At 43.2% G+C, this 15,651-nt stretch carries 16 protein-coding genes and 2 tRNA genes; all 18 read left to right on the top strand.

The window, feature by feature from the left end; all coding sequences use genetic code 11:
* Positions 1–511: methionine synthase (locus tag GXO74_12530; protein ID NOZ62493.1), on the top strand; the 511-nt coding region annotated here is incomplete at its 5' end.
* A gap of 30 nt (positions 512–541) precedes the next feature.
* Positions 542–1,489: a methylenetetrahydrofolate reductase [NAD(P)H] gene (locus GXO74_12525; GenBank protein NOZ62492.1), complete on the top strand. Its 948-nt coding sequence runs from the start codon at positions 542–544 to the stop codon at positions 1,487–1,489.
* A gap of 141 nt (positions 1,490–1,630) precedes the next feature.
* A tRNA-Arg gene (locus GXO74_12520) sits at positions 1,631–1,703 on the top strand.
* Between the two features lie 43 nt (positions 1,704–1,746).
* Complete coding sequence (locus GXO74_12515) at positions 1,747–2,421, top strand: tetratricopeptide repeat protein (protein ID NOZ62491.1); 675 nt, start codon at positions 1,747–1,749, stop codon at positions 2,419–2,421.
* A 103-nt stretch (positions 2,422–2,524) separates the two neighbouring features.
* On the top strand, positions 2,525–2,986 hold the full coding sequence (locus GXO74_12510; protein ID NOZ62490.1) for a ribosome maturation factor RimP: 462 nt from the start codon (positions 2,525–2,527) through the stop codon (positions 2,984–2,986).
* A 32-nt stretch (positions 2,987–3,018) separates the two neighbouring features.
* Positions 3,019–4,287 (top strand): transcription termination factor NusA, encoded by a 1,269-nt coding sequence (gene nusA / locus GXO74_12505; GenBank protein ID NOZ62489.1) that lies wholly within the window; start codon positions 3,019–3,021, stop codon positions 4,285–4,287.
* A 15-nt stretch (positions 4,288–4,302) separates the two neighbouring features.
* Positions 4,303–7,029: a translation initiation factor IF-2 gene (gene infB, locus GXO74_12500; protein NOZ62488.1), complete on the top strand. Its 2,727-nt coding sequence runs from the start codon at positions 4,303–4,305 to the stop codon at positions 7,027–7,029.
* Between the two features lie 13 nt (positions 7,030–7,042).
* Positions 7,043–7,324 carry a DUF503 domain-containing protein gene (locus GXO74_12495; GenBank protein ID NOZ62487.1) on the top strand — a complete coding sequence of 94 codons (282 nt, stop codon included), beginning with the start codon at positions 7,043–7,045 and terminating at the stop codon, positions 7,322–7,324.
* Between the two features lies 1 nt (position 7,325).
* Positions 7,326–7,673, top strand: coding sequence for a 30S ribosome-binding factor RbfA (gene rbfA / locus GXO74_12490; protein ID NOZ62486.1), 348 nt, complete (start codon positions 7,326–7,328; stop codon positions 7,671–7,673).
* Positions 7,674–8,363, top strand: coding sequence for a tRNA pseudouridine(55) synthase TruB (truB, locus tag GXO74_12485; protein ID NOZ62485.1), 690 nt, complete (start codon positions 7,674–7,676; stop codon positions 8,361–8,363).
* Between the two features lie 27 nt (positions 8,364–8,390).
* Positions 8,391–9,326 carry a bifunctional riboflavin kinase/FAD synthetase gene (locus GXO74_12480; GenBank protein NOZ62484.1) on the top strand — a complete coding sequence of 312 codons (936 nt, stop codon included), beginning with the start codon at positions 8,391–8,393 and terminating at the stop codon, positions 9,324–9,326.
* Positions 9,327–9,349: 23 nt separating this feature from the next.
* Positions 9,350–9,619 carry a 30S ribosomal protein S15 gene (gene rpsO, locus GXO74_12475; GenBank protein ID NOZ62483.1) on the top strand — a complete coding sequence of 90 codons (270 nt, stop codon included), beginning with the start codon at positions 9,350–9,352 and terminating at the stop codon, positions 9,617–9,619.
* A gap of 68 nt (positions 9,620–9,687) precedes the next feature.
* Complete coding sequence (locus GXO74_12470; GenBank protein NOZ62482.1) at positions 9,688–10,266, top strand: hypothetical protein; 579 nt, start codon at positions 9,688–9,690, stop codon at positions 10,264–10,266.
* A 93-nt stretch (positions 10,267–10,359) separates the two neighbouring features.
* Positions 10,360–12,456 carry a polyribonucleotide nucleotidyltransferase gene (pnp, locus tag GXO74_12465; protein NOZ62481.1) on the top strand — a complete coding sequence of 699 codons (2,097 nt, stop codon included), beginning with the start codon at positions 10,360–10,362 and terminating at the stop codon, positions 12,454–12,456.
* A gap of 38 nt (positions 12,457–12,494) precedes the next feature.
* Complete coding sequence (gene ald / locus GXO74_12460; protein ID NOZ62480.1) at positions 12,495–13,610, top strand: alanine dehydrogenase; 1,116 nt, start codon at positions 12,495–12,497, stop codon at positions 13,608–13,610.
* Between the two features lie 114 nt (positions 13,611–13,724).
* Positions 13,725–14,396 carry a polysaccharide deacetylase family protein gene (locus tag GXO74_12455; GenBank protein NOZ62479.1) on the top strand — a complete coding sequence of 224 codons (672 nt, stop codon included), beginning with the start codon at positions 13,725–13,727 and terminating at the stop codon, positions 14,394–14,396.
* 182 nt (positions 14,397–14,578) lie between these two features.
* On the top strand, positions 14,579–15,001 hold the full coding sequence (locus GXO74_12450; GenBank protein NOZ62478.1) for a MerR family transcriptional regulator: 423 nt from the start codon (positions 14,579–14,581) through the stop codon (positions 14,999–15,001).
* Between the two features lie 19 nt (positions 15,002–15,020).
* Positions 15,021–15,095 (top strand) — tRNA-Pro (locus tag GXO74_12445).
* Positions 15,096–15,651: the final 556 nt, after the last annotated feature.

The raw sequence follows: 15,651 nt of genomic DNA, 5'->3' as shown, positions 1-15,651 counted from the left end.
TTCCAATAAGTCTCCTGATATTCAATTTGATTTTCCGCGGCAACAAAAAGAGGATGGTCTTTGTCTCGCTGATTTTTTTCTTTCCTCTCATTCAGTGCAGAGAGACGTGATTGCTTTTCAAATTGTGACCATCGGCGAAAGGGCCTCTCAAGAAGCGAAGCGATTGTTTGAAAGTGACGAATTTCAAAATTATCTGTTCTGGCACGGATTCTCTGTGGAATTGGCAGAAGCATTGGCGGAGTTTGTTCACCGCGGCATCCGTTCAGATTTAGGAATTGATGTCAAAGACACTGACAGCAAAAGGCAAGCGGTTAGAAGAAAATACCGTGGCGCGCGTTTTTCCCCTGGCTATTCCGCTTGGCCGAACTTGCAGGATCAAGAGAAAATATTTAAACTTTTAAATGCAGAAGAAATAAATATTTATCTGACTGAAAATTATCAATTGGTTCCGGAGCAATCCACATCAGCGATGGTGCTTCATCATCCGGAAGCAAGGTATTTTAACGTTTGAAATTAAGAATTTAACAGACAGACGGAAAAGATGAAAGTTGTCGATCATTTACAAAATGCAAAAAATCCGCAGGTGAGTTTTGAAATAATTCCGCCGCAACGCGGCAAAAGCGGCAAGATCATCCTGCAAATCGTTGAACAGCTCAAATATTTCGACCCGGTATTCATCGACGTAACGAGTCATGCGGCTGTTGCCAACTACGAGGAACAAAGAAACGGCGCTATCAAGCGACGCGTGCGACGAAAACGTCCGGGAACCATCGGCATTTGCGGCGTCATTCAGAATCGCTTCGGTATAGAAACCGTGGCTCATCTTTTGTGTCGGGGATTCACGCAGGAAGAGACCGAAGACGCGCTCATTGAGCTAGAATTTTTGGGCATAGAAAATGTCTTTGTTGTTCGCGGGGACGACACAAATTACAAAAAACCCGTTGACCCGCATCGCCACGAAAATATTTACGCCAGCGATCTGGTGCGGCAAATTTTCAATCTGCGTTCGGGTAAATATGTGGAAGAAATCCTGAACGCAGAAGCCATGAATTTCTGCATTGGTGTGGCAGGATATCCGGAAAAACACTTTGAAGCGCCTAATCTGAAAATTGACATTCAGAATCTGAAAAGAAAAATCGACGCCGGCGCAGACTATGTCGTGACTCAGATGTTTTTTGACAACAGGAAATATTTCAATTTTATTGAATCTTGCCGAAAAACGGGGATTGAGGTTCCCATCATTCCCGGCTTGAAAATAATCCACCGCAAGAACCAGATTTACTCGATTCCCAAAAACTTTTATGTGGATATTCCTGAAGAATTAGTGGATGAGATGGAGGCGCATCCTCAACACTCCGCAGAAATCGGCTTCAATTGGACGCTGCGGCAGTGCCGGGAATTGTTAGAAGCAGGGGAGACGCATCTTCACTTTTTTGTGATGAACGATGCTGACGTGCTGTCAAGGCTATTGAAAAAATTATGGGGTTAATTTTCACTGATTACTCGACAAAGAAATTATTAATACCGCTGTCTCCTGAAAATTGCGGCGGAAATCTCAGGGAAAAATAAAAAAGACTTGACAATAACAAAATAAATAAATATATTTTGTCGCTTTAAAGTCAAATATTCTGCCCCTGTAGCTCAGAGGAGAGAGCAGCGGTTTCCTAAACCGCGTGTCGCAGGTTCGAGTCCTGCCAGGGGTACGCAGTTAATTGGAATCAGAAACTTGAAAAAGGGTAAGGCAAAATGTTAAAACCACACAAGAAGATTACGAGACGACAAATCAAAGAAGATCCTCTGGTGACTTATTATTTCAAAACGCTTGATTTCATGCGCGAGCATTCGCAGAAATTTTATATTGGCGCTATCGTATTTTTGGCTCTTATTTTTCTTTTCGTCATGTTTTCAAAAAGTAAGAGAAATGCGGAATTAAATGCGTCGGAAGCCCTCACCAAAGCGAATTATGAATTATCGCAAAATAAGACTCAGGAGCCCATCGACATTTTGCTGAATATGGTGGACAATTACAGCGGCACCAAAAGCGCAGCGAAAGGCGTCTTTTTGTTGGGCAAGGCTTATTATGAAAAAGGCGATTACGAGAAAGCGCAATTATATTTTCAACGTTACCTCGACGATTACGGCGACGATCCGATTTTAACCGGCGGAGCCTATTCCGGTTTGGGCGCCAGCCTGGAACAGCAAAACAAATTTTTGGAAGCCGCGCAGATTTACGAACGTGGCGCCAAAAAAATCGCCAATGATTTTTTAGCCCCGCGTCTTTGGATGAAAGCAGGAAGATGTTATCAACGCGCAAATGAGATTGCCAAAGCCAGAGCCTGCTACCAAACAGTCATTGAAAAATATGCCGAGAGCAATTTCAAAACGGATGCCGAGCTTTATTTAGCGAAATTAAATGCTTAAATAAAAAAATAATCCAAAAATTGCTTGCAATTTAGATATTTTTTTTGTATCTTTATCGATTAAAGTGGGAAATAAATCCCACTTTTTTATTGTGGTGACGGCAATGAAGAGCGAACTCGGTGTGGAAAACTTGCGGCAACTCTTGTTGCCAGTCATTGAATCAAACAACGCAGAACTGGTCGATCTGGAATTGAAGGGTCGGCGAGGCAATCAGATTTTGCGTGTTTTTGTCGACACGGATGACGGGATTACGCTGCGTCATTGCGAAAAAATAAGTCGTGATTTGTCCGATTTTTTCGATCAAAAGGATTTAATTTCCGGAAGATATCGGCTGGAAGTTTCCTCTCCCGGATTAGATAGGCCGCTGAAGACGCCGAGAGATTTTAGGCGAAATTTGAACCGCAAAGTTCGCATTGATTTTGTTAATCGGGACGGAGAAAATCTTCGTTTGGAGGGGAAAATAAAACTTGCAGAAGAAAAAATGATATTTATAGAGGCGGAAAATCGAGACATTGCCGTCCCGTTGGATCAAATCAAATTGGCCAAGATTCTGCCCTTATGGTAATGTAGTAAGCGTGTTTTAGGAGATAATTACTGATGAAAAGTGAAATTGTCGAAGCATTTTCGCAAATCGTGAGAGAAAAAAATATTGATAGAGATTTGCTCGGCTCGATCATAGAACAAATCATCGTATCCATGATTAAGAAAAAATATGGCACCGCTGATAATTTTAGCATCTTTGTTAGTCTGGACAAAGGAGAAATCGAAATTTGCCAAATCAAAACGATTGTTGATCAGGTATCCGACGCGGTCACAGAGATTGATCTCGAATCAGCGCAAAAGGTAGAGCCTGATCTGGAGATTGGCGATGAGTTTCTCGAAATTATCGATCCGGCCAGTTTTGGGCGTCGATTGATAATTTCTGCCAAACAGAATCTAAACCAGCGGTTGAAAGAAGCTGAGAAAGACGTTATTTACGAAGAATACAAAAATAGAGTCGGAGAATTTATCGTCGGCGATATTCGTCAAATAAATCGTAATGAGATTTTTTTAAACGTGGACGGCATCGAGTTGGTTTTGCCCAAAAGCGAGCAAATTTATAATGAAAAATACCGGCGAGGCGAACATCTGCGGGTTTTGATAAAAGCTGTGAACAAGAGTCACCGCGGCCCGGAAATTGTCGTGTCGCGCGCTGATCCGGATTTTCTCATTCGCTTGTTTGAAATCGAAGTGCCGGAAATTTACGAAGGCATCATTGAAATCAAAGCCATCGCTCGCGAGGCCGGCGACCGGACGAAAATTGCCGTTTACTCCACTGACAAAAGAATCGACGCCGTAGGCGCTTGCGTCGGCATGAAAGGAGTGCGCATCCAATCGATCGTTAAAGAGCTGAATGATGAAAAAATCGATATTATTAACTGGTCTTCAGAGCCCGAAGTATTTATTACTCGCGCTTTGAATCCGGCGAAGCCTTTGAAAATTATTATGAACCATGAAGAGAAAAGAGCCATTGCCGTCATTTCTAATGATCAGATTTCATTGGCGATTGGCAGAGGCGGTCAAAATAGGCGCTTGGCTTCAAAATTAACAGGTTACGAAATCGAAACGATTAAAGAATCTGAATACGTCGAAATGATGGCGGAAGATTCGTACTTAGCTATCGATATCACGGAATTAGAGGACGAATTAGGCAAGTCGTTGATCAAAAAACTAATTTCCAACGGCTACGAAAGCATCGGCGATATCGTTGACGCCGACGAGGAAGAATTGCTTCAACTCAGTGGAATAGGTCCCAAAACAATTGAAAAGATTTTTGTGACTATTGAAAAAGTGAAGCAAGAAGAAGAAGAATACGAAGAAGAATAACCGGGGTAGTAAGTTTTGAGTAAAAAACGTCGCATATATCAAGTAGCACGAGAATTTGGCATCTCAATTGAAGCTCTGAAGACTTTTCTGGAACAGCACAAGTTTAAAGCGAGCAGCCAGATGAGTCCGGTATCGGACGAAATGTATGAGATCGTTCGCAGCGAATTTGCCGATGATAGTAAAATTGTTAGCAGCGATTATGATATCAAAAAAGAGCTAAAAGAGAGGCAGATCAGCAAAGAAGAACAAAAAAAGAAAGAGTTGGAAGACTATGAAGAGAGATTGCGACTTTCTCAGCAGGTGCTAAGCGAGACGCTGCGACGCAAAAAAGAGGATAAAAAACCGAAGAAGCGGACTGAATCGAAGAAAGCGAAAAAAGTCACGGAGACGCCAGAGCGACCGGCAAAAACTGAAATTGCGGCCAAGAAAGCCGAAAAAGAGGAGAGAGAGCGGCAGTCCGAAAAGACGAAAAAGCCGATAACCGCCAAATCCGTCGACGAGGCGGAAGCCGTCGTCGCAAAAGCTGACGAGACTCAGCCCCAAGCAGGGGAAAGAGCGGCTAAACATAAAAAAGCAAAGAACGTTACGGCTGCCGAAAAAACTCAGGCGCCAACGGATAAGAAAGAGTTAACTGAACAAGAAAAAGCAGAAGAAATAAAGAAGAAGAAAAAACTAAAGCGCAAAGAGCGAATTCAAAAGATCAAACAGGCTGCAGGGGGGAAAGAACAACAAGAAGAAAAAGATAAAAAGCGGCCTAAACGGAAGAAGAAAAAACGCGTAGAAAGAATAGCAGAAGAAAAAGCGCCGCAAAAACTAAAGAAAAAATTAAAAAAGAAGAAAAAAAGATTTGTTATCAGCGATGAAGAAGTTGAAGAGTCTATCCGTCAAACACTGGCGGCCATGGAAGATGGAACAAAAACGAGAAAACGTCGCAAAAAAGTAAAAGAGGCTGAGGTCGTCGAAGAGGATGGCGATATCCTGCGCATAAACGAATTCGTGACTGTTGGCGAGTTAGCGACTGAACTGGAAGTTGAATCCAGTGAACTCATTAAAAAATGTATGCAATTGGGATTATTGGTCACCATCAATCAGAGGCTTGACAAAGAAACTTTAGAGATCGTTGCCGACGAATATGGTTATAAAATTGAAATCATTCCGGAATTTGGCAGCGATGTTCTGGAAGAAATAGAGGAAGAAGATGAGGATAAGTCCAAACTGGAATCGCGTTCGCCAGTGGTAACCATTATGGGGCATGTTGATCATGGAAAAACTTCGCTTTTGGATTATATCCGTAGCAGTAACATTATCCAAAAAGAGGCCGGCGGAATCACCCAACACATCGGCGCTTACCGGGTTGAGGTGAACGGCAAAAAAATTACATTTCTGGATACACCGGGACACGAAGCTTTTACTGCGATGCGTGCTCGCGGCGCACAGGCGACTGACATCGTGGTTCTCGTCGTCGCCGCCGATGATAGCGTTATGCCGCAGACGATTGAAGCCATTGACCACGCAAAAGCTGCCGAGGTTCCTATTGTTGTCGCCATAAACAAAATGGATAAGCCGAATGCAAACGCGGAAAAAATAAAAAAACAGCTATCCGAACGAGGCGTTTTGATCGAAGAATGGGGCGGAAAACATCAAAGCGTTGAGATTTCTGCCAAAACCGGTCAAAATGTTGATAAATTGCTTGAAAGCCTTCTTGTTGAAGCAGAAATGTTGGAATTACAGGCAAATCCTGATCGTCACGCCTCTGGTGTTGTCATTGAATCCAAGCTCGATAAAGGCAAGGGCGTTGTCGCCACCGTATTAATTCAAAAAGGCACACTGCGCGTCGGAGATCCTTTTATTGTCGGCCAGTTTTACGGTAAGGTCAGAAGTATGTTTGACGAATGGGGCAAAAAAATGAAAGAAGCGGTTCCTTCGACGCCAGTACAGGTCACCGGGTTCACCGGCTTGCCCCAGGCCGGAGATCAATTTCTTGTTTTGAAATCTGAACGTGATACGCGGGAAATTAGTCTCAAACGCCAGCAACTGAAGAGAGAGCAAGAGTACCGGCAAGTTCATCACGTAACATTAGATGAAATTTCCCGACAAATCAAAACCGGCGGGGTTAGGGAATTGGCGCTAATCATTAAGGGCGACGTGGATGGATCTGTCGAGGCGATCAACGATTCTTTGGTGAAGCTCTCCAATGACGAGGTGACCGTTAAAGTGATTCTCAAAGGAGTGGGCGCCATTTCCGAATCGGATGTCTTGTTGGCTTTTGCTTCCAATGCGATCATTATCGGATTTCAGGTGCGGCCCACGATTAAAGCTCGCGAAATCGCCAAGAAAGAAAGCGTCGATATTCGCTTGTATCGTGTAATATACGACGCCATCGCCGATGTTCGCTCTGCCTTGGAAGGACTCCTGGCACCAAAATTTGAAGAAGAAAATCTGGGAACTATTGAAGTCAGGGAAGTGTTCCGCGTTCCCAAAATTGGAACTGTGGCAGGTTGTTACGTCATCTCCGGCAAAGCCCATCGCAATGATAATGTTCGACTTTATCGAGACGATAAATTGCTCTATGAAGGTAAGATCATTTCTCTGAGACGTTTTAAAGACGACGTTAAAGAAGTCGCTTCCGGCTTTGAATGCGGCATTGGACTGGAAAATTTTGACGATATTAAAGTTGGCGATGTGATGGAAACCTATCAAATCAATGAAGTGAAAAGAACGCTGGTGCCAAATCAGCCTTAAAATTAATAAAGATATGTTTATCGGCGTCGGACAAATAGAGTTGTTTATTCCTGAAAGCGGATCATTGAAATCCAAACGCTTTGTGCTCAAAAGCATTAAAACAAAGGTGCGCAACAAATTTAACGCTGCCATTGCTGAAGTGGAAAACAACGAAAAATGGCAACGTACCACTTTAGGTATTTCCACGGTTTCCAATGATCAAAAAATGGTCCGTAGCGTTTTAAATAAAATTGTTAATTTCATCGAGAACGACTATCGAGTGGAAGTCATCGATTTCAACATAGAGATTTTTTAACATGAAGGTGAAACGCTCTCTGCGCGTAGCAGAGTTAATAAAAAGAGACGTCAGCGGGATCATTGCCACCCGCGTGCGGGATTCACTGGTAAAATCCGTGCTGATTACTTATGTGAAAGTATCCGATGATCTCAAACATGCGCGTATCTATTACCGAACGCTGAAAACAGAGACTGATGCCGGGGAAATTGATCTGGCGCTGGAGAAAGTGACAAGTTTTCTGCGTCTTGAATTGGCGAAAGCGACGAAGTTGCGCTATGTTCCGGAACTTAAATTTTTTTATGACAGTGGCTTTGACGAAGCGAATCGTATTGATTCTTTACTTGAAAAATTAAAACACGACGGCTAAATGGAATGGCTAGGTGCGCCGTTTGATTTTGCTGCCGGCGCCATTTTAAATATATTGAAACCCGCTGGGAAATCCTCTTTTTATGTTGTCAAGCGCGTGCGATTCTTGACAAATACAAAAGTGGGACACGCCGGCACGTTGGATCCTTTTGCCACAGGCGTTTTGCTCTTATGCACGGGTAAGGCAACAAAAAAATCTTCCCAGTTAATGGAGTTGCCAAAATGGTATGTGGGCGAAATCGAGCTGGGCAAAACGACTAACACTGACGACGTCACCGGAGAGATTACCGGGCAGTACAACGTCCCGAAATTTTCTTTATCGGACGTCGAAACAGTATGCCAGAAATTCATCGGCGAGATTGATCAAATCCCGCCCATGTTTTCGGCGAAAAAGGTCAACGGACGGCGTTTGTACAAATTGGCGCGCAAGGGTCTGGAGATAGAACGAAAGCCGCATCGTGTTCACATTTACGATATCAAAATACACAAATTTTCCAGTCCGATCGTGAAAATAGAAGTGAATTGTTCCAAAGGGACCTATATCCGCGCTCTGGCGCGTGACATTGGCGCAGCGCTTGGGTGCGGCGGTTTTCTCAAATCTCTTACGCGAATTCGAGTTGGCCATTTTGGGGTGGAAGATTCACTGAGATTGGAAGATTTGCCCGGTTTGCTTTTGCAGGATGAAAAATAAAAATTTTTTTGAAATCTGTTGGCTCCTATGAAAATATATTATGATCTTGATCGCATCGATAAGCAAGATTGCGTTATCACAATCGGCACCTTCGACGGCGTTCATCGCGGACATCAAACTATTTTGGATAGACTCTGCCAGGAGGCGGAGAAAAGCCATTCGTGTGCAACCGTGGTCACTTTTGAGCCGCATCCGCAATTCGTTTTAAAACCGGAGCGCAAACCGGGATTAAAACTTTTGACGACATTAGAAGAAAAAATTTCGATTTTCCGGCACACAGCCATTCAGCGCCTGATTGTTTTGCCTTTCACAATTGAGCTTTCTCAACTGTCTTCACAGCAGTTCATTGAAAATATTTTGCTTGAAAAAATTGGCTTCCGGCAGATTATTGTGGGCTATGATCACGCTTTTGGTCGGGAGCGTCGCGGCAACATCGAGACGCTCTCACAACTCGCTGAGAGTTACCATTTTTCAATCATTCAAATGCCACCGTTCGAGGCGGAGAATACGATTATCAGCAGCACGAAAATCAGAAAGTTAATCGCGGAGGGAAAGTTGGAGCAAGCTACGCGATTTTTGGGCAGGAGATATCAATTGACGGGGAAGGTAATTCAGGGAGAAGGACGCGGCCGCGCTTTTCGCATTCCGACGGCGAATTTGGCGCCACTCTCGAGCGAAAAGTTGGTTCCACCGGCTGGAATTTACGCCGGATTTGTCAGGTTGCGCGAGCAAATTTACAAAGCGGTGATTTATATCGGCAGAAAGCCCACATTTTCATTCTCAAAAGATGTGATCGAAGCGCATCTGTTTGATTTTCACGACGCGCTTTACGGAGAGAAATTGACATTGGAATTTGTCAAAAAAATACGAGATGATCGAAAATTTGATTCCGTTGATAAATTAATTAATCAAATAGAAAAAGACAAAGTGAATTCATTGGAAATTCTCAATAAAAGTTATTAGCATTGTATTTATAGGAGAGAACTATGCCGTTGATGAAGGAAAAAAAATCTGAAATTATCAACAAATTCGGCGTGAGCGCCAAGGATACGGGCAACACCCGAGTTCAGATTGCCTTGTTGACTGAACGTATTGCGCAAATATCCGGCCATTTGAAACAGGCGCCAAAAGATCATCACTCACGACGCGGATTGCTGAAATTGGTGGGCCAACGACGTCGTCTGTTAAATTACCTGATGCGCAAGGACCTGGAGGGATACCGGAATTTAATCAAAAAATTGGGTATTCGACGTTAAATAATAATTTTGCAATTGATACCGATCGTGTATTTCGATAGTTTGATCCGATGAGGAGATGGACATCGTTGTTAATGGTGAATAATTTTGCTCGTCATACAGGACAGCGTATTTTGGTTACCAATCCTGGAGCTGAGGCGGCAAAGAACGAGATTATTAGCTCATTAAAATCCAGCGCAGCAGGCAAAGCCGTAATTCGCAAATTCTTATTACGAGTTTTGCCTGCGGCAAAGGGGCATATTTACGCCGAAACTAAAAATGGAGTCAATGAGCCGATAGGCACAGTAAAATTAAGTAATTACTTACCGCAACGCAATTTCCTTGCTCACGAAAAGGCTTTTTTCTCTGCCAATTGTTTCTTTTCAAAGACAATAACAAATATTTCAGCACAAAAACCGGCAGCCGTCGATTGGCATTTATTCGAAAAGGAAAGCCCACCAATCAAACATTCACCGAGGCTTTGCCAGCAAAAATCACTGACATCGTTATCAGCTACATTTAAATTCATAAGCATCACGCGAGATAGGGTGCTTGCCGCGATAACCATCGGCAAGCGGGAAAAAAATTTCGGCTTGATAAATAGGATTACTAACGGAAAATGCGCTTTCAGTAAAAAGTTAACAAGAGATGTAATAATTAATCAATAACCACCAAATCAATTTATTTTTTTTGCGGTGTTAAATTTTAGTTGCAAAAAAAACAAAGAAATGATCGGTAATACTATAAACTGGAGTTACAAAATGATTTATCGAAAAGAAGTACCATTTGGACACAGCACGCTGTCAATTGAAACCGGCAAAATGGCAAAACAAGCAAACGGAGCAGTCGTCGTACAATACGGAGAGACTGTTATTTTAGCAACTGCTACGGCTTCAAAAAAGCCAAAAGAAGGGCTTGACTTTTTTCCTTTGAGCGTTGAGTACCGCGAAAAAGCGTACGCTGCCGGTAAAATTCCCGGCGGATTTTTCAAACGCGAAGGCAGACCGAGCGAAAATGAAATTTTAAGCGCTCGTTTGATTGATCGCCCGATCCGGCCGATGTTTCCTGAAAATTTCAAAAACGAGGTGCAAATAATTGTGCTGGTGCTCTCCGCGGACAAAGAAAACGATCCCGATGTTCTTGGCCTCATCGGCGCATCTGCCGCGTTATCAATTTCTGACATTCCATTTGACGGTCCGCTCGCGGCAGTGCGCATCGGACGAGTCAATGACGAATTTATTGTCAATCCGACTTATTCTGATCTCGAAGAGAGCGATATGGAACTTGTTATCGCCGGAAATGCGGACTCAATCAGTATGGTTGAAGGCGAGTCCCAGGAAATTTCCGAAGAAGATATGGTCGCCGCTCTAGAATTCGGCCATGAGCAAATTAAAAAATTGGTCGCGATTCAAGAAGAGTTGATTCAGGACTGCGGCAAGGAAAAAATGGAAGTGCAACAACCCGAAGTTGATGCTGAATTATTAGCCAAAGTGCATGAGTTGATTGATGGGAAAGTTTCTGACGCCATTCGCATTGTCGAGAAAGCTGAAAGAAGAGATGCCTTGACCGCAGCGATTGAAGAAGCTGTAGCGCAACTGACTGAGGAATTTCCCGAGATTGAAGTCGAGCCCATCATCAAGGCGGAAGTTGGAACGAAAGAAAAAGAGCTCGTTCGCAAAATGGTAACTGAGGAGAAAAAGCGGTTAGATGGCAGAAATCCTGAAGAAATTCGTCCGATTGCCTGCGAAGTAGGCGTTTTGCCACGCACGCACGGCTCGGCGCTTTTTACGCGCGGACAGACTCAGGCTCTGGCGGTCACTACGCTCGGCACTAAAATGGACGAGCAAAAAATGGATGAATTGGAAGGCGAATTCTGGAAAAGTTACATGCTTCATTACAATTTCCCGCCGTTTTGTGTTGGCGAAGTCAGACCCATTCGCGGCACAAGCCGTCGCGAAGTCGGTCACGGGAATTTAGCGGAGCGGGCGTTGAAAAACGTGATTCCCAACGAAACAATTTTTCCTTACACGATTCGCATCGTCTCTGATATTCTGGAATCCAACGGCTCTTCTTCAATGGCGACCGTCTGCGCCGGTTCGCTGTCGCTGATGGACGCTGGCGTTCCGACCAAAGACGCCGTCGCCGGAATTGCCATGGGCTTGATCAAAGAGGGCGACAAATATGTCATTCTCAGCGATATTTTGGGCGATGAAGATCATCTCGGAGACATGGACTTCAAAGTAGCCGGCACCTCCAAAGGCATTAACTCCTTCCAGATGGACATTAAAATCAAAGGGCTCTCGCTGGAAATTTTGCGCGAAGCGCTGGAACAAGCGCGACAGGGGAGACTGCATATTCTGAAAATTATGAACGAGACGCTTGACAGCCCGCGTGCTGAGCTTTCCGCTTACGCGCCGCGCATCTTTACCATGAAAGTTGACACCGACGTCATTGGCATGATCATCGGCCCGGGAGGCAAGACCATTCGCGAGATTATTGACAAAACAGATACAGCAATCGATATCAATGACGAAGGCATAGTGACCATCGCCGCCATTGATCCTCAGAACGGCCAAATGGCAAAGGAGATGATAGAAGAGTTGGTGAAAAAGCCGGAAGTGGGTCAAATTTACACAGGCAAAGTCAAAAAAATCACTAACTTCGGAGCATTTGTTGAGATTTTGCCAGGGAAAGAAGGATTATTGCATATTTCCCAAATCGACAACCGGCGCATTAATCGCGTCGAAGATGTGCTGAAAGTTGGCGATGAAGTAAAAGTAAAATTGCTGAAAATTGACGATCAAGGAAAATTAGATTTAAGCCGAAAAGTGTTGTTAGATCGGCCTGATAATAAATAATGTCCCAAAAAATAACAATGTTAAGGTAGGAGGATGCTATGATTATTGGTGTTCCGAAGGAAATTAAGGCTAATGAGAATCGTGTTGCTCTTCAACCTGCTGGCGCTGAAATTTTGACGCATCATGGCCACACAGTGTATGTGCAGAAGGGCGCAGGCGTTGGAAGTGGATTTGCTGATGAAATGTACGAAAAATCTGGCGCGAAAATTTTGGACACAGCGAAAGAAATATTTGACACGGCAGAAATGATTATGAAGGTGAAAGAACCGTTACCGCCAGAAATTGCAATGATCAAATCGGGACAAATTTTGTTTACCTATTTTCATTTTGCAGCTTCCCGTGAATTGACCGAAGGAATCATGAATACAAAAAGCATTGCCATCGCCTATGAAACCATTGAAACGGCAGATGGCAGTTTGCCGCTTTTGAACCCCATGAGTGAAGTTGCCGGACGTCTGGCAATTCAGGCCGGCGCGCGCTGTCTGGAAAAAGCTTTTGGCGGCAGCGGCGTGCTTTTGGGCGGCGTTACCGGTGTTCCGCCGGCAAAAGTCGTTATTCTCGGTGGCGGAATTGTCGGCACAAACGCTGCGCAAATGGCAGCCGGGCTGGGCGCTAATGTTGTCATTTTGGACATCAATATTGATCGGCTCCGCTTTTTAAACCACGTGCTGCCGGCAAACGTGACGACAATGATGTCCTCGCCGGAAAATATTCGTCAGCAGATTTCTGACGCCGACCTTGTCGTGGGCGCTGTACTGATTCACGGCGCCAAAGCGCCACATTTAATTACCAAAGACATGTTGAAATTGATGAAAAAAGGCTCTGTGATCGTGGACGTCGCCGTTGATCAGGGAGGTTGCGTGGAAACGATTCATCCGACAACTCACGCTGAACCCACTTACGTCGTGGACGGCGTTATTCACTACGGCGTTGCTAACATGCCCGGCGCCGTGCCGCGCACATCGACTGTGGCGCTGACCAATGTGACGCTGCCCTATGCCGTGCAAATTGCCAACAAAGGCTACGCAGAGGCGATAAAATCAAATCGAGAAATAGCCCTGGGCGTCAACGTAATTGACGGAAAAGTCACCTACAAGCCAGTAGCGGATACTTTTGCTATGGAATTTACACCGCTGGAAGATATCGTGAAATAGCTGAAAGGTAGATCGTTGTTTTCCACAAACGTACCAATTTTGGCATATCATAAAATAAGCAATCAAATCGGATGGGGAATCAACAATGTCCTCGTCCGTTTTTTTTACCGGCAAATGCAGTTTTTACACAAGACCGGTTTTCAGACTATTTCTGTCAACGACATCTATTCCCAAACAGCGAAAACAGGGGAAAAGCTTGTCCTCACATTTGATGATGCTGATATTTCAGTTTACGAAAATGCTTTTCCCATCATGAAAAAATTCGGCTTTGTGGGTACAATCTTTGTGATTACGGACTTCGTCGGAAAGCCTGATACGTGGGACGCAAATCCCATCGGAAAACATTCTCTCCAAATGAATTGGCAGCAAATCAGGGAATTGGTTGAAAACGGCTGGTCTGTTGGCTCTCACACTGTGTCCCATCGAGATTTAACTTCATTGTCGGAAAATGACCTGCTTCGAGAATTGATGGAATCAAAAAGGATTCTTGAGAATGAAATCAATGCAAACGTTTCAGTGATTTCCTATCCCTTTGGTCGCTTCAACTGCAATGTGGCAAAAAAAACGCTTGAAGCAGGCTATGATAAAGGATTTGTGCTGGGAAATTTTTCTTTTCCTGATGAAAAAATACAAAAAATGGCCATTCCCAGGCTTGGTGTTTACTTGATCGATTTTTTAGGAGCATTCGCCAGAAAGCTCAAAGGCAGCAAGTTTGAATTTTTAAAACAAAATGTTATCAGTCGCTTCTCTGTTGGCTCCATTCTGTGGAAAAGAATATTTTCTTAATTGCTCAGTCACAGAATTTCAAGTAATGCTTTAGGTTCTAAATAAAATTTCAGCCGATTATACTGCAACTTTTGGAAAGTGCTCCCAATTACTCGTTTGCTGGTTCCAAAAAATTTCAAAAAATAGTTGATTTTTACCAAAAAATTTCTTATATATAGACGACCAAAACGCAACAGGCAGCGATGAAACCGAAACCGATTCAAAAATTATACTATTCGATCAGTGAAGTCAGCGAAATCACATCGGTGAAGCCGCATGTCTTGCGCTATTGGGAGACTGAATTTGACGAATTGAAGCCGGCAAAAAATCGAGCTGGCAATCGCATTTATCGCTTGAATGACATCAAGTTAATCTTTCTCATTAAAAAATTACTGTACGAAGACAAATTCACCATTGAAGGCACAAAAAAGAAATTAGCTCTGTTGCACAAATCGCGAGCCACACAGATCGCGATGCCATTCCAGAAAACGGAGAAAGAAAACTTGCTCAAGTCCATCAAACGGGAATTGCACGAAATTCTTGATATTCTCGATGGCAGGGAAGAAAAAAAAGAAAAAGCGGAAGAATTTCCCTTATTTTTCGATATTGAAGAAAAAGGGGACTAAAACATTTATTAATAAATATCGGGGCGTAGCGCAGTCCGGTTAGCGCACTTGACTGGGGGTCAAGGGGTCGCTGGTTCAAATCCAGTCGCCCCGACAAAGATGAAAAGGTCAGTTTTTAAGCTGACCTTTTTTATTTGTATCCATTTTGTAGTGCATAAATGATTTTTCTACTAATACCTGACCAAATTGACCTTTGCATCTCCCTTAGCTGGCAAGCAGGCGATTTTTATCTTTTCTTCCGAAAATACTTACCCGCAATTTTGAGGTTGTTCACTACGACTTGCCCTACAAGTACAAATTAAAAAACATCACAAATATGCTCTATCGGTTCGATTTTTCATTACGAAAAAGCAAGTTCGACTTGCAAATGTAATAATTTGAAAATTATCTTATAGGAAATTATAACTGTCGCAAAAAATGCAACAAATAAATTAGATAGTCGCAAATAAGCAGCATTTTTGCAGATTGAAATTAAGAAAATATATTGTCTATATTTATTGTTTTCAATTGGTTAAATATTGGAATTGTAAATAAGGAACAAATTTTGCAAAAACGTAATCATTCTGAAATATTAGTTTAAAATTCTAAAAGTTACATTAATCTAACTATTGCGGAGGTTTTCTTATGCGTAAATTTGAAATCATTTCATT

This window comes from Calditrichota bacterium (genome assembly GCA_013152715.1).
GTDB lineage: Bacteria > Zhuqueibacterota > Zhuqueibacteria > Thermofontimicrobiales > Thermofontimicrobiaceae > 4484-87.
The sequence above is the reverse complement of the archived record's forward strand: the minus strand, read 5'-3'. Positions and strand labels throughout refer to the sequence as shown.

Bases quoted from the DNA above. Each gene is read 5' to 3' on its own strand.
- GXO74_12525 (NOZ62492.1), top strand. From the start codon at position 542: ATGAAAGTTGTCGATCATTTACAAAATGCAAAAAATCCGCAGGTGAGT.
- GXO74_12515 (NOZ62491.1), top strand. From the start codon at position 1,747: ATGTTAAAACCACACAAGAAGATTACGAGACGACAAATCAAAGAAGAT.
- GXO74_12510 (NOZ62490.1), top strand. From the start codon at position 2,525: ATGAAGAGCGAACTCGGTGTGGAAAACTTGCGGCAACTCTTGTTGCCA.
- nusA (NOZ62489.1), top strand. From the start codon at position 3,019: ATGAAAAGTGAAATTGTCGAAGCATTTTCGCAAATCGTGAGAGAAAAA.
- GXO74_12495 (NOZ62487.1), top strand. From the start codon at position 7,043: ATGTTTATCGGCGTCGGACAAATAGAGTTGTTTATTCCTGAAAGCGGA.
- rbfA (NOZ62486.1), top strand. From the start codon at position 7,326: ATGAAGGTGAAACGCTCTCTGCGCGTAGCAGAGTTAATAAAAAGAGAC.
- truB (NOZ62485.1), top strand. From the start codon at position 7,674: ATGGAATGGCTAGGTGCGCCGTTTGATTTTGCTGCCGGCGCCATTTTA.
- GXO74_12480 (NOZ62484.1), top strand. From the start codon at position 8,391: ATGAAAATATATTATGATCTTGATCGCATCGATAAGCAAGATTGCGTT.
- rpsO (NOZ62483.1), top strand. From the start codon at position 9,350: ATGCCGTTGATGAAGGAAAAAAAATCTGAAATTATCAACAAATTCGGC.
- pnp (NOZ62481.1), top strand. From the start codon at position 10,360: ATGATTTATCGAAAAGAAGTACCATTTGGACACAGCACGCTGTCAATT.
- ald (NOZ62480.1), top strand. From the start codon at position 12,495: ATGATTATTGGTGTTCCGAAGGAAATTAAGGCTAATGAGAATCGTGTT.
- GXO74_12455 (NOZ62479.1), top strand. From the start codon at position 13,725: ATGCAGTTTTTACACAAGACCGGTTTTCAGACTATTTCTGTCAACGAC.
- GXO74_12450 (NOZ62478.1), top strand. From the start codon at position 14,579: ATGAAACCGAAACCGATTCAAAAATTATACTATTCGATCAGTGAAGTC.